The following is a 13,497-nucleotide window of genomic DNA, read 5'->3' on the forward strand; positions in this document are numbered from 1 at the left end:
TCACTTTGCTTGATGAGCTTGCGGCTGCCCCTTCGACCACCAGGTCTCCGGCAAATAGCCGGACAGCGAAGTGGCCTTGGGCCGTTCTATCCGATTCCAGCGCGCGATCCATTGTTCGGATACGTTAAACAGGGGGATTGTGTAGAAGCCCGCGATCAAAGCGCGGTCGAGCGCGCGCACCGCCGAGACGAAATCCGTATGTTCACGGGCCTCCAGCAGGGCGGCGATCATGGCATCGACGGCGGGATCCCTGGCGCCCATGTAGTTGCGGGTGCCCGGATTGTCGGCGGCAGCGCTGCCCCAATAAAAATACTGCTCATTGCCGGGCGACAGCGACTGGTCCCAGCGGTTCTGGATCATGTCGAACTCGTAAGCGAGCCGCCGCTGGTCGAACTGGACAGGATCGACCGAGCGGACGGCCACCTCGATGCCGGCGCGCTTGAGGTCGCGCTGGAAGGCGAGCGCGACGCGCTCCTGGTCGCGGGTCGTGACCATGATCTCGAAGGTGAAGGGCGCCTTGGTCGCGCGGTTGCGCATCACGCCGCCGTCGAGATCGTAGCCGGCCTCTGACAATAGTTTCAGCGCGGCGCGCAGCGTGGCGCGGTCGCGTCCCGAGCCGTCGGTGACCGGCAAGCGGTAGCTGCCGTCCATGATGTCGGGCGGGATCTGCGCGGCGAAGGGTTGCAGCAGCTCACGCTCGTGCGCATTCGCAGGGCGGCCATAGGCCGATAGTTCCGAGCCGGCGAAATAGCCGGCGACGCGCGAATAGAGCCCGAAGAAATAGTTGCGGTTGACCAGCTCGAAATCGAACAGCAGCGTCAGCGCCTTGCGCACGCGGATGTCGGCGAAGATCGGTCGGCGGGTGTTGAACACCAGGAATTCGGAAGGCTGCGGCACCCCCGGCTTGATGGTGTCGCGGATCACTTCGCCGCTTCTGGCGGCCGGAAAGTCATAGCCGTCGTGCCAGCGCAGGGGCTCGTGCTCGACACGAAAATCATAGAGGCCGCGCTTGAAGGCTTCGAACTGGCCGTTGGCCTCGCGAAAATAGTCGAGCCTGATCTCGTCGAAATTGTAGAGCCCGCGATTGATCGGCAAATCACGGCCCCAATAATCGGGATTGCGGGTCAGCGTCACGCTGGCGCCTGGCTTCACTGCCGTGACGCGATAGGGGCCGGAGCCGACCGGGCCCGTCAGCGTCGTCTCCTCGAAGCTGGCGACGTCCACTGCATGCTTCGGCAGGATCGGCATCAGGCCGAGGATCAGTGCCAGCTCGCGGTCATTGGCGTCGGTGAGGTCGAAGCGGACGGTGAGGGGATCGGGCGCCTCGGCCTTCGTGACCTTGGCGTAATACTGGCGGTGATTGGGACGGCCGTGGTCGCGCAAGAGCTGCCAGGTGAACAGCACGTCTTCGGCAAGCACGGGTTTGCCGTCGGAGAAGCGGGCGCGCGGATCGAGGTGGAACGTGACAAAGGTCCGGTCGTCGTTGGTTTCGACGGTCCTGGCGAGCAGACCATAAAGCGTGAACGCCTCGTCCTGGCCGCGCGCGAGCAGGCTCTCGACCACATAGCTCCGCACCTGCTGCACGGCCAATCCTCTCACGATGAAGGGATTGAGGCTGTCGAAGGTGCCGAGAACGCCCCAGGTCATGCGTCCGCCTTTCGGGGCATCCGGATTGGCGTAGGGCATGTGGGTGAAATCGGCAGGCATCGCCGGCTTGCCGTGCATGGCGATGGCATGGGCTTCCTCGGCACGCGCGCCGCCTGCCGACAGCCCGACGGAGAGGGCCAAAACGAGGGCCGGGGCGAGACGGCAAAGGCGGCGTCCGGGGCCCTCGAAGAGGCGCGGGAACATGAACATCGGCACACGTTGATTCGAGGACCGGCGGGCCTGAATCCTATCACAGGGAATTTCACTGGGTGCAGCCGTGGATGTGGCCAAAGACGCTTGTCGGCATTGATCTTTTCGTCGGCCACGTTAAGAAGGCGGTCAATCGCGCAAGAGCGCCGAGCCCGTCACTTATCCGCCTCAATTGACGGGGAGAGAGCCGCGCCCAAGGCGGCCAGGTTCGGCGCTTCGGAGCGGTTCGGGCACTTCCCGTTCAGAAAGGGTTTTCCGCAATGAATTTTCGTTACTTGGCCGCGTCCGTCCGGCCGCGCGGGCGACTTCTCGCCTTGTTGACGGCGACGGCGTTGGCCGTTCCGTTTGCCGCCGAGGCCCAGACCCCGGCGCCGGCCCCAGGTGCCCCCAAGGCGGCTCCGGCCCCAAAAGCCGCTCCGAAGGCTGCCCCCAAGGCTCCGGCGCCCGCAGCGTCTCCGCAGGCCCAGCAGCCTCCCGCTCAGGGCGCTCCGGCGCAGCAGGGCGCAGCCCAGCCGGCTGATCAGCAGATCCAGCTGATCTATGCCCCCTGGACCAAGTTCTGCCTGAAGGGCCAGGACGCCAATGCCAAGCAGGTCTGCTTCACCGGCAAGGACGGCCGCATCGAGTCGGGCCAGCCGGTCATCGCCGCCGTGATCATCGAGCCGGAAGGCGAGCCCAAGAAGATCCTGCGCGTGACGCTGCCGCTCGGCATGCAGCTCGTGCACGGCACCCGCATCATCGTGGACAGCAACGCGCCGCTGCAGCAACCGTATGTGATCTGCTTCCAGAACGGCTGCATGTCCGACTACGAGGCTACGCCCGAGCTCATCAACAGCATGAAGAAGGGCCAGAATCTCGTTGTCCAGGCGATCAACGCCAACGGCGCGCCGCTGACGCTGCCGCTACCGCTCGCCGGCGAATTCCAGAAGGCCTATGACGGCCCGCCGACCGATCCGAAGGTGTTCGAGGAAACCCAGAAGAAGCTCCAGGAAGAGCTTCAGAAGAAGGCCGAGGAGCAGCGCAAGAAGCTCGAGCAGCAGGGCACGGCTCCCGGCACAGCTGCGGCCGGTCAGAAGTAATCGGGACCGCATCCCAAACATGAAAAAGGCGCTCGGTTCGAGCGCCTTTTTTTACTGACCGCTTGCTGACGGCGAATTTCAGTTCAGCGACGGGTTGCGTGGGCGATAGCCGCCGGCCTTGTCCTTGATGAAGATCTCGGCGACCTGTGAATGCCGGACCGGCTCGCCGGAATCGTCGGGCAACAGATTCTGCTCCGAGACATAGGCGACGTATTCCGACTCCGCGTTCTCCGCGAGCAGGTGGTAGAACGGCTGGTCCTTGTGGGGCCGCGCCTCCTCGGGAATCGACAGCCACCACTCCTCGGTGTTGTTGAATTCCGGATCGATGTCGAAGATCACGCCCCGGAACGAGAAGATCCGGTGGCGCACGACCTGTCCGATCTGGAATTTGGCTGTCCGCGCTTTAATCATCCCCCGTCGATAGACCAGGATTGTGGCCGATGCTAGTGGCCTTATCCGGAATTAACCTTCGCGTCAGGGGCGCATAGCCCCCAAGTCTTCAGAAAACACTTCAATAATGGTCGATATCCTCAATCTGGCTCTACCCTATTTCGGCTTGATATTCGTCGGATTCGCCTGCGGCAAGACCAAATCCCTGCCGGAATCGGGCCTCGCCTGGATGAACTTCTTCCTGCTCTACGTCTCGCTCCCGGCGCTGTTGTTCGCGATCATGTCGAAGACGCCGTTTGCGGAATTGAACAATCCTCCGTTTCTGGTCGCGACCACGCTGTCCACGGTTGCGGCGTTCGCGCTGGCGCTGGTGGTCGGCAAGATGCTCGGCCGGCTGTCGCTGCGCGAGGCGACGCTCGCCGGCCTCTCCGGCGGCTACGGCAATATCGGCTATATGGGGCCGGGCCTGGCGCTCGCGGTGCTCGGGCCGAAGGCGTCGGCGCCGACCGCGCTGATCTTCTGCTGCGACAGCATCTTCCTGTTCACGATCGTGCCGCTGTTGATCGAGCTGTCCGACCGCGACCATCCCTCGCTCGTGCACGCCTTCGGCGTGGTGCTGAAGCAGATCGTGCTCAACCCGCTGATCATGTCGGCCTGTTTTGGGGCGGCGGTGGCGGCGCTGCATATCGAGCTGCCGGTCGCGCTCGATCGCACCATCACCTTCCTCCAGAACGCTGCTGCCCCGACTGCGCTGTTCGTGCTCGGCGTGACCGTGGCGCTGCGCCCGTTCGACCGGGTGCCGTGGGAGGTGCCGGGCGTGATCGCGGTCAAGCTGCTGATCCATCCGCTCACGGCGTTCGGCCTGATGCTGGCGTTCGGCCCGTTCGCGCAGCCTTGGGCCGCGACTGCGATGCTGATGGCCTCATTGCCGCCGGCGCTGAATGTGTTCGTGATCGCCCGCCAGAACGATGCCTGGATCGAATCCGCATCCGTCGCGGTGCTGCTCGGCACGTTCGCATCCGTGGTCACGCTGACCAGCGTGATGTGGGCGATCCAGAGCGGCCGGCTGACGTTTCCATGAGCGGGTTTGGAGCGCAATCGAATAGAGCTTCGCCGTCTGCCGCACGCTAGGTGCGCTCCCTCTCCCGCTTGCGGGGGAGGGTTGGGGAGGGGGTGTCTTCGCGTTGGGGATTGTCGGAAGAGGGCGGAGAAAATCCCGACGCGGAGAAAACCCTCACCCGGTGCTACGCACCGACCTCTCCCGCAAGCGGGAGAGGTGCACCGAACCCGCCGTGAATTCACCCTCGCGCCATTCAGGCTTGGTAGACTCCCTATCGCCGCCACGTCGGCGTCAGGCCCTCGCGCATCGCAAAACGCCGGAGCGGGCCGATGGCGCCGAGCAGGTGCATGCCGACGGCGCGGACCGGCTGGAGCGGCAGGAAATCGTTGAGCAGCGAGCGATTGGCGATGTCGATCGCAAAGGTGCGGCTCAAAATGTCCGGACGCCGCGCCCGGTCGTAGCGCTTCAGCACCTCGTCCATGCCGGGATCCTGGCCCGCTGCGACGGCTTCGCCCGCGAGCCGGGCGATGTCGGCGGCATCGCGCAGGCCGAGATTGAGGCCCTGGGCGCCGATCGGGGGAACCACATGGGCCGCTTCCCCGACGAGCGCGATACGGTCGCGGCCAAAGGATTTTGGACGTTCGATCGCCAGCGGGAACAGGTTGCGCCCGGGCTCGACCGTCATGCGTCCCAGAATCGAATGCGACTGCTTCTCGATCGCGGCGGACAGCTCCTCGTCGCTCAGGCCGCGCAGCCGTTCGGCCTCCGCGGGGGCCGCGACCCAGACGATGCTGGAGCGGTCGCCGGGCAGGGGGACGAACACGCAGGGACCATGCGGCGTGTGGAACTCGGTCGAGACATTGCGGTGCGGCCGCGCATGGGCGACGTTGAAGGTCAGCGCGGTCTGCGTCAGCTCGCGCCGCGTCACCGCGATGCCGGCAGCTTCGCGGCACAGCGAGTGCCGGCCGTCGGCGCCGACCACGAGCCGGGCCGAGAGGAATTGTGCCGAGGCTGTGCGGATGGCGACGTCGCCGGCTTCGATCAAGATGCTTTCCGCCTCGTCGTCGAAACGGACGAGCTGGGGGAGTTCGGCCGCGCGTTCTTCGAGCGCCAGCATCAGCGAACGGTTGTCGATGTTGTAGCCGAACGTGTCGAGACCGATTTCGTGACAGGAGAACCGGACCTCCGGGGCACGGAACAGCCGGCCGGTATCGTCGACGAGCCGCATGACCTCGAGCGCGGCCGCCTTGTCCTTGCAGCGCGACCAGACGTCGAGGCGCTCCAGGAGATCGACGGAGGCACCGAGCAGCGCGGTGGTGCGGTTGTCGGCATAGGGCACGCGCCGCGCCACCAGCGCGGTCCGCGCACCCGCCTGCGCCAATGCGATCGCCGCTGCAAGTCCCGCCGGACCGCCGCCGATCACGGCGGTGTCATGGAGTGTCGATGCGTCTGTCATGGAACGACATTTGACATGGCCCGCGGCAAATTCAAGCCCGCTGATTTTGCTTGATTTTATGACGAATTGCGCGGCCGCGCGTCGCAATGGCGGATGTGCAAATCGGTCTCGTTCTGGTAGCAGAAGCCATGGACAGCCAAGAGGATTCCCTGAAGCCCACCCCCGCGATCCGCGCTGCGGCGTTCTCGGTGCACATCTTCACCGCGTTCGGTGCGGCGGTCGCGTTGCTGGCGATGCTGGAGGCCGTGCGCGAGCACTGGGCGGCGATGTTTCAGTGGCTGGGCGTAGCTCTGATCATCGACGCGATTGATGGTCCGATCGCGCGCCGACTCGACGTCAAGAACGTGCAGCCGAACTGGTCGGGCGACGTGCTCGATCTCGTGGTCGACTTCGTCACCTATGTCTTCGTGCCGGCTTACGCGATCGTGGCGAGCGGGCTGTTGCTGCCGGTCGCCGCGCCCTTGCTCGGTGTCGCCATCATCGTCACAAGCGCATTATATTTCGCCGATCTGCGCATGAAGGCGGACGACAATCATTTCCGCGGCTTCCCGGCGCTGTGGAATGCGGCAGCGTTCTATTTGTTCCTGCTGCACTGGCCGCCGCTCTTGTCGACGCTGCTGGTCGCCGCGCTCGTCGTGCTGACCTTCGTGCCGTTCCACGTGCTGCATCCGGTCCGCGTCGTGCGGCTGCGCTGGCTGACGATGTCGCTGATCGCGATCTGGGCGCTGCTCGGCCTCTACGTGCTGGAGATGGATTTCCGCGTCGGCACCGGCGTGACTGTGGTGCTCTGTGCCATCGCGCTCTGGATCAGCTTCAGCGATGCCCTGATACGCCTGGTAAAATCCTTCGCATGATGCATCTCCTCACCAGCCCCGAAGCCTGGGCCGCGCTGCTGACGTTGACGTCGCTCGAGATCGTGCTCGGCATCGACAACGTCATCTTCCTGTCGGTGATCGTCTCGCGCATTCCGGAGAAGCAGGCGCACCGCGCCCGCCAGATCGGGCTCGCGCTGGCGCTGGTGTTCCGCATCATCCTGCTCAGCCTCCTGGTCTGGCTGATCGGCCTGACCGCGCCGGTGTTCTCGTTCGCCGGCTACGACTTCTCCTGGCGCGACCTCATCCTGATTGGCGGTGGCCTGTTCCTGATCGCCAAGGCAACGCACGAGATCCACGGCGAGGTCGAAGCCGATGACGGCGAGGGCGACGAGAAGTCCGCCGGCAACGCCTTCTTCTGGGTGATTGTCCAGATCGTGATCATCGACATCGTGTTCTCGCTGGACTCGATCATCACCGCGATCGGCATGGCGCAGGACATCGAGATCATGATCGCGGCCGTCGTGATCGCCTGCCTGATCATGTACATTTCGTCGGGCCCGGTGTCGCGATTCGTCGCGGAGCATCCGACCACCAAGATGCTGGCGCTGGCGTTCCTGGTGCTGATCGGCGTCGCGCTGGTCGCGGATGGATTCCAATTCCACATTCCGCGCGGCTATATCTATTTCGCGATTGCGTTCTCGGCGGCAGTCGAATTCTTCAACGTGCTGGCCAAGCGCAACCGCAGGAAAGCCGGCGCGCCGTCGGTTTAGCCGTTCCAATTGCGTCGAGTTGACAAGGCGGGCGCGATGTCTTTCGCTTGTTCGCGAGTAGGCCGAGAGCAAGACAACGAGGAGGTCAGGTGATGACCAAAGCCGTCCGTGTGCACCAGGTCGGAGGCCCTGAAGCCCTGGTCTATGAGAGCGTCGACGTGCCGGCGCCGGGCCCGGGCGAAGTGCGCATCCGCCAGCATGCGGTCGGTCTGAACTTCATCGACGTCTATTACCGCACCGGCCTCTACAAGGCGCCGGGACTGCCCTTCATCGCCGGCAACGAGGCCTCGGGCGAGGTCACGGCGGTCGGGCCCGGCGTGACGCATTTCCATCCCGGCGACCGCGTCGCCTACTACCACAATCTCGGTGCCTATACCGGCGAGCGCAACATCCCCTGGGAGAAGCTGGTCAAGCTGCCCGACCACATCACCCACGAGCAGGGCGCCGTGCTGATGCTGAAGGGGCTCACGGTGTGGTATCTCCTGCACAAGACCTTCAAGGTCGAGCCGCATCATCGCGTGCTGATCCACGCCGCTGCCGGCGGCATCGGCCTCTTGGCCTGCCAATGGGCGAGCGCGCTCGGGGCCCACGTCATCGGCACCGTCGGCTCGCGCGAGAAGGCCGAGCTTGCGGAGGCCAATGGATGCGACCACGTCATCCTCTACAACGAGGAAGACTTCGTCGCGCGCGTCAAGCAGATCAGCCGCAACGAGGGTTGCGACGTCGTCTATGACGGCGTCGGCAAGGCGACCTTCCCGGGCTCGCTGTCCTGCCTGAAGCCGCGCGGCATGTTCGTCTCGTTCGGCAATGCCTCCGGCCCCGTGCCGCCGTTCGCGATCGCCGAGCTCAACAATCACGGCTCGCTGTTTGCGACGCGGCCGAAGCTCAACGACTATGTCGGCAAGCGCTCGGAATTGCTGGAAGGCGCCGACACGCTGTTCGCCGCCGTCATCAACGGCAAGCTGCACGTGCCGATCAACCACGCCTACGCGCTGAAGGACGCCGCGAAGGCGCATATCGATCTGGAAAGCCGCAAAACGACGGGCGCGTCGATCTTGAAGCCGTAGTTCTTCCGTCATTGCGAGCGAAGCGAAGCAATCCAGAATCTTTCCACGGAGGCAGACTGGATTGCTTCGTCGCATCAGCGCAAAATTGCTTCGCAACTTTGTCGCGAGCTCCTCGCAATGACGAACCTCACGCCACCCGCCGTGCCGCGCCGGCCTTGGTCAAAATCCCGTCGAGACAATCGATCATCTCGGCGATCTCTCCCTTCGTGACGTTCAGCGACGGCATGAACCGCAGCGTGTCGAGCTGTGGCGCGTTGAGGAGCACGCCGGCTTCGAACGCTTGCGCAACGATGCCGGGCGCCATCGGCAGCTTGAGGTCGAGCGCGAGCAAGAGCCCGCGTCCCCGCACGCCGCCGAGACCATGCCGGGCCGAGACCTTTTGCAACTCGCTTTCGAGCAGGAGGCCGGTCTCGGTGACCCTCTTCAGAAAGTCGGGCTTGCTGACCTCCTGAAGCACCGCAAGCCCCGCCGCGCACATGATCGGGTTGCCGTTGAACGTGCCGCCCTGATCGCCGTGCGCGAAGCAGGAGGCGCGTTCGGTCGCAAGCAGAGCGGCGAGCGGCACGCCGCCGCCGATGCCCTTGCCGAGCGTCATGATGTCGGGCGAAATCCCCGTGTGCTCGTAGTGAAAGAGCTTTCCGGTCCGGCCCATGCCGGTCTGGATCTCGTCGAAGATCAAGAGCAGACCGTGCGCCTCGGTGAGCGCGCGCAGCTCTTGCAGGAACTGATCGCTCGCCGGCCACACGCCTGATTCACCCTGGATCGGCTCGAGCATGACAGCGATGGTGTTGTCGTTGATCAGCTTTTCGACCGAGGCGATGTCGTTGAGCTTGGCCTTCTTGAAGCCGGCGACCTTGGGCTCGAACAGCGGTTCGAACGCCTTCTTGCCGGAGGCCGACATGGTCGCAAGCGTCCTTCCGTGGAAGCCGCCTTCGAAGCTGATGATCTCGAACGCGCCGTTCCTGTGCAGGCTGCCGTATTTGCGCGCCAGCTTGATCGCGCCCTCATTGGCTTCCCCGCCCGAGTTGGCAAAGAACACCTGATCGAACGCGCTGCCATCGACCAGCGCCTCGGCAAGCTTCAGGCTCGGCTCGTTGTAGAACGCCGGGCTTGGCGTCAGCAGCCGCTTGGCCTGCGCGGCCAGCGCATCGGCGATCGCGGGCGGCGAGTGGCCGAGGCAGTTGACGGCCCAGCCCTGCACGAAATCGAGATAGCGCTTGCGGCTGTCGTCCCAGAGGTAGGAGCCGGCGCCGCGGACGAACACGGCCTTGGGCCGTGCAGTGATGTCCATCAGCGCATCATACGGATGGGTGGCGGTGGTCATGTCGAACTCCTCTGGAGGCGGGTGGAAAAGACGCGCGAAAAAGCAAGAAGGCCGCACTTTGCGGGTGCGGCCTTCTCGAAAACTCTGCTGAATTCAGACGATCAGCGGCGTCGTCGGACATGGCGCAACCCATCATCGTCGCGGGTGCGACGACGGAAAGCTGCGCGGCGGTGGGTCCGAGAGTTGATCATGGGGCGCGTCCCTACAGCCGAACGGCATGGCTTGTCAAGCGGACGGTTTGCGAAACACTCGCCCGGCGTGCATCGGTCAGGTCGGATGCGCAGCCTTTTCGGCGCCGTCGTCACCCCAATCCGCGTCAGCAATCGCAGTGTCTATGAGCTCGCCGCGCATCAGCTTGAGCGGCGATGACCAGTACAACGCGATGTTGTGGAACAGATCGGTCAGCACCTTGAACATCCACACCAGTCCGGTCGTGACGTCGCGCCTTGCGAAGAGCTGGATCATGCGGGCAAGCCCTCCACCGATGCCGATGGCGAGCCAGAGCGCACCGACGTGGCGGATGAAGTCCAACCGATCGGCCGGCGGAACGAACAGACCGAACAGCGTCGGATAGACGTACAGCGCGATCGGCGCGCTGCCCCAGACCAGGAGCAGGATGATCTTGCGGGTCTGGTTGTATCCGACCTTGACCGCTTCCTTGTATTCGTTGCTGACGTCGTTGACGGCGTCATAGCCGTTCGGCTCGAAGAAGAAGTGCCCGGTTTGCCGTGTTAGCATCGCGAGCCAACCGATCAGGCCCGCGAGCGCCGGATCCTTAAAAAGGAGCGCGTAGCAGCCGAGGAAAATCACGGCGCTAATCAGGTGCAGCGTCTGGTTGACGGTGCTCTGGTGGTAGAAGCGATAATCGTCGAAGCGCTGCGTGCGCAGCATGTCCGAGAGACGGCTCATCCTCATTCCTCGCTCGCGTTGAAAGCGCGGGCAGAGTTAGGCCGAGTCCGTGACCCCTGCGTGAATGCACTATAGTGTCACATTGCTCGCGCGTGCCGTCGCGCGCTTTGCATCGCGGCAGCGGAAACCACGAAGATGCGGATGGGATCAGAGCGCCGGCACATGCAGTCCGCTCCCAATACCGGCCGTTTTATCCCATTTCATCGCTCGACCCGCAGAAACCATCGCGCCGCTGGCGCGTTTGTGATCGAGGCACGCGAATTGGTTCGAACCGGACGCATGGCGGCTCAGACCAAGAGGGACGGGACCAACCAGACAGTTTCAGCCTTGTCCGACACGCCTTATCCAATCGACCTCGACAGCATTCGCGGCGCATTTCCGCCGGGCATCGAGGCGCCATCCCTGCTGCTCGACTTCGCCGGATGGCTGAAGGGGCGGCCCTGGGGCAGCGTCGGCTGCTTCTCGCTGCAGGGCCAATTCTCCGATCATGCGCCGATCGTCGACGGCAGTCCCTTGCGCGACAGGTTCTCGCTGTTCATGCGGTTGCCGGATGGCTCGGCAGTCGGCGGCTGGTATGGCGCCGGTCTCGACCGCGACAATCCGCCGATCGTGGGGCTGGGATCGGAGGGCGACTACGAATTGCTGGCGCCGAGCCTCGACGGGCTGCTCGCAAAACTGACGTCGCAGCAATTCGACAACGCCTGGAGCGATCTGAAGCCGCATGACGAAGTCGAGTGCCAGACGGTCGAACTCGCGCAGTGGCTCGCTGGCCGGCCGACAGGCGAAGGAGCGACGTCCGACGAAATATCGTCGGAGCTGCCCGACTTCCGCGGCTTCGTGGAGAAGTGGAGCCGCGATCGCGAGGACTATTGGGCCAATCACCGCCTGATGGTCGAGCTCGGCTGGCGGCTCGCGGCGCATCTGCCGAAGGGCAAGAAGCCCTGGGACCAGACGCGCTTCGAGATCGCAATCGTCGGCAAGCAGTACGAGGCGCGCGTCCTTTCGCGCGTGCCGCAGCCATTCGAGGAAGCGGCCTCGATCGAATCCCTGCTGCGCGATTTGCGAGAACAGATGCGCCGCGCGCAGCCCGAGCTCGGACTGTGGTACGCGATGCATTTCGGGCTCTATGCCGACGGCCGGATCATGCCGAGTTTCGAATACGATGTGCGTCCGACCATTGCCGGCGAGCCGGCAAAATTATCCGAGGCACAGGCCGATCTCGCCCGCGCACCGCGTCCGGAGCGCTGGGTGCCGAAATGGCTGGTTTGACTGCATCCACGCCGTCATTGCGAGGAGCCCTTGCGACGAAGCAATCCAGAATCTTTCCGTAGAGGGATTCTGGATTGCTTCGCTGCGCTCGCAATGACGGAATCAGAACCCCGCGACGCTGCCGTGCAGGTCGTACGCGTCGGCGCGCTCGATCTTGGCGGTGACGATCTCGCCGACGCGCAAGGGGCGGCGGCTGGAGAGATAGACCGCGCCGTCGATCTCGGGCGCATCGGCCTTGGAGCGGCCCTTGGCCACCGTCGGGCCGACCTCGTCGATGATGATTTGCTGGCGCGTGCCGACCTTGCGCTTCAGCCTGCGCGCGGAAATCTTCTGCTGGCGGGCCATCAGCGCGTTGTAGCGCTCCTGCTTGACCTCTTCCGGCACGGGGTTCTCGATCGCGTTCGATGTGGCGCCGGCAACCGGCTCGTATTTGAAACAGCCGACGCGGTCGATCTCGGCTTCATCCAGCCAGTCGAGCAGATAGGCGAAGTCGGCATCGGTCTCGCCGGGGAAGCCGACGATGAAGGTGGAGCGCAAGGCGAGATCGGGACATTCCTCGCGCCAGCGCTTGATGCGCGCGAGCGTCTTGTCCTGCGCCGCCGGGCGCTTCATCGCCTTCAGCACCTCGGGGCTCGCATGCTGGAACGGGATGTCGAGATAGGGCAATACCTTGCCCGCATTCATCAGCGCGATGGCTTCGTCGACATGGGGGTAGGGGTAGACATATTGCAGCCGGACCCAGGCCCCTAACTCGCCGAGCTCGCGCGCGAGGTCGAGGAATTTGGCGCGGACCTGGCGATCCTTCCACGGGCTCTCGGCGTATTTGAGATCGACGCCATAGGCCGAGGTGTCCTGCGAGATCACCAGCAATTCCTTGACGCCGGCACCGACCAGGCGCTCGGCCTCGCGCAGCACATCGTTGGCGGGGCGCGAGACGAGATCGCCGCGCAGCTTCGGGATGATGCAGAAGGTGCAGCGATTGTTGCAGCCCTCGGAGATTTTCAAGTATGCGTAGTGGCGCGGGGTCAGCTTGATGCCCTGCGGCGGCACCAGGTCGAGATGCGGATTGTGGGCCGGCGGCAGCGCACGGTGCACGGCATCCAGCACGCTCTCATATTGCTGCGGGCCGGTGATGGAGAGCACGCCGGGATAGGCCTGCTCGATCTGCTCGGGTTCCGCACCCATGCAACCTGTTACGATCACCTTGCCGTTCTCGGCCATGGCCTCGCCGATCGCCGACAGCGATTCCTGCTTGGCGCTGTCGAGGAAGCCGCAGGTGTTGACGATGACGATGTCGGCCCCGTCATGCTTGCGGGCGAGCTCGTAGCCCTCGGCGCGCAGGCGCGTGATGATGCGCTCGGAATCCACCAATGCCTTGGGACACCCGAGCGATACGAAGCTGACCTTGGGCGCAGCCGTCTGATCCATATCTAAAACTGCCTGATTGACGGGCCTGAGCTAGTCCCAATTGCCCACAATTACAACCCTTTGCAGGGCGTTC

12 protein-coding genes are annotated in these 13,497 nt (G+C 64.3%); 6 read left to right on the forward strand and 6 right to left on the reverse strand.

Translation table 11 applies throughout. From position 1 onward, the window contains the following. Window positions 1-1,857 (reverse strand): extracellular solute-binding protein, encoded by a 1,857-nt coding sequence (locus BLV07_RS33505; RefSeq protein WP_176945929.1) that lies wholly within the window; start codon window positions 1,855-1,857, stop codon window positions 1-3. Window positions 1,858-2,117: 260 nt separating this feature from the next. Here BLV07_RS33505 and BLV07_RS33510 point away from each other — a divergent pair, with 260 nt between their 5' ends. Continuing rightward, entirely contained in the window at window positions 2,118-2,936 is an 819-nt protein-coding gene (locus BLV07_RS33510; protein ID WP_091894473.1) for an invasion associated locus B family protein, read from the forward strand. A gap of 78 nt (window positions 2,937-3,014) precedes the next feature. Here BLV07_RS33510 and hspQ read toward each other — a convergent pair whose 3' ends face one another. Next, window positions 3,015-3,347, reverse strand: a complete 333-nt coding sequence (gene hspQ, locus BLV07_RS33515; protein WP_091894475.1) for a heat shock protein HspQ — start codon at window positions 3,345-3,347, stop codon at window positions 3,015-3,017. A 106-nt stretch (window positions 3,348-3,453) separates the two neighbouring features. On the opposite strand from hspQ, the gene BLV07_RS33520 reads away from it, so the two are divergent. Beyond that, complete coding sequence (locus BLV07_RS33520; protein WP_091894477.1) at window positions 3,454-4,407, forward strand: AEC family transporter; 954 nt, start codon at window positions 3,454-3,456, stop codon at window positions 4,405-4,407. Window positions 4,408-4,657: 250 nt separating this feature from the next. On the opposite strand, the gene BLV07_RS33525 is transcribed toward BLV07_RS33520, so the two are convergent. Continuing rightward, entirely contained in the window at window positions 4,658-5,842 is a 1,185-nt protein-coding gene (locus BLV07_RS33525) for a UbiH/UbiF family hydroxylase (protein ID WP_091894559.1), read from the reverse strand. An 86-nt stretch (window positions 5,843-5,928) separates the two neighbouring features. Here BLV07_RS33525 and pcsA point away from each other — a divergent pair, with 86 nt between their 5' ends. The 3 genes from pcsA to BLV07_RS33540 all read left to right on the forward strand — a co-directional run bounded on the left by pcsA (window position 5,929) and on the right by BLV07_RS33540 (window position 8,494). Further along, complete coding sequence (pcsA, locus tag BLV07_RS33530) at window positions 5,929-6,696, forward strand: phosphatidylcholine synthase (RefSeq protein ID WP_091894479.1); 768 nt, start codon at window positions 5,929-5,931, stop codon at window positions 6,694-6,696. Continuing rightward, the gene (locus BLV07_RS33535) at window positions 6,693-7,427 is read left to right on the forward strand and encodes a TerC family protein (protein WP_091894481.1); all 735 of its coding nucleotides are present in this window, start codon (window positions 6,693-6,695) and stop codon (window positions 7,425-7,427) included. Before pcsA ends, BLV07_RS33535 begins: the two co-directional genes overlap by 4 nt. A 92-nt stretch (window positions 7,428-7,519) precedes the next feature. Next, the gene (locus BLV07_RS33540) at window positions 7,520-8,494 is read left to right on the forward strand and encodes a quinone oxidoreductase family protein (RefSeq protein WP_091894483.1); all 975 of its coding nucleotides are present in this window, start codon (window positions 7,520-7,522) and stop codon (window positions 8,492-8,494) included. A 127-nt stretch (window positions 8,495-8,621) separates the two neighbouring features. Here BLV07_RS33540 and BLV07_RS33545 read toward each other — a convergent pair whose 3' ends face one another. Both BLV07_RS33545 and BLV07_RS33550 read right to left on the reverse strand, forming a co-directional pair. Beyond that, window positions 8,622-9,818, reverse strand: coding sequence for an acetylornithine transaminase (locus tag BLV07_RS33545; RefSeq protein WP_091894485.1), 1,197 nt, complete (start codon window positions 9,816-9,818; stop codon window positions 8,622-8,624). Between the two features lie 267 nt (window positions 9,819-10,085). Continuing rightward, window positions 10,086-10,727, reverse strand: coding sequence for a hypothetical protein (locus BLV07_RS33550; protein WP_091894487.1), 642 nt, complete (start codon window positions 10,725-10,727; stop codon window positions 10,086-10,088). Between the two features lie 327 nt (window positions 10,728-11,054). Between BLV07_RS33550 and BLV07_RS33555 the strand changes: the two genes are divergently transcribed. After that, entirely contained in the window at window positions 11,055-11,996 is a 942-nt protein-coding gene (locus BLV07_RS33555; RefSeq protein WP_176945930.1) for a hypothetical protein, read from the forward strand. A 102-nt stretch (window positions 11,997-12,098) separates the two neighbouring features. Here the strand turns inward: BLV07_RS33555 and rimO are convergent, their stop codons facing one another. Continuing rightward, window positions 12,099-13,424, reverse strand: a complete 1,326-nt coding sequence (gene rimO, locus BLV07_RS33560; RefSeq protein WP_091894489.1) for a 30S ribosomal protein S12 methylthiotransferase RimO — start codon at window positions 13,422-13,424, stop codon at window positions 12,099-12,101. Window positions 13,425-13,497: the final 73 nt, after the last annotated feature.

This window comes from Bradyrhizobium sp. Rc2d, assembly GCF_900099855.1.
In the GTDB taxonomy this organism is placed as follows: Bacteria; Pseudomonadota; Alphaproteobacteria; order Rhizobiales; family Xanthobacteraceae; genus Bradyrhizobium.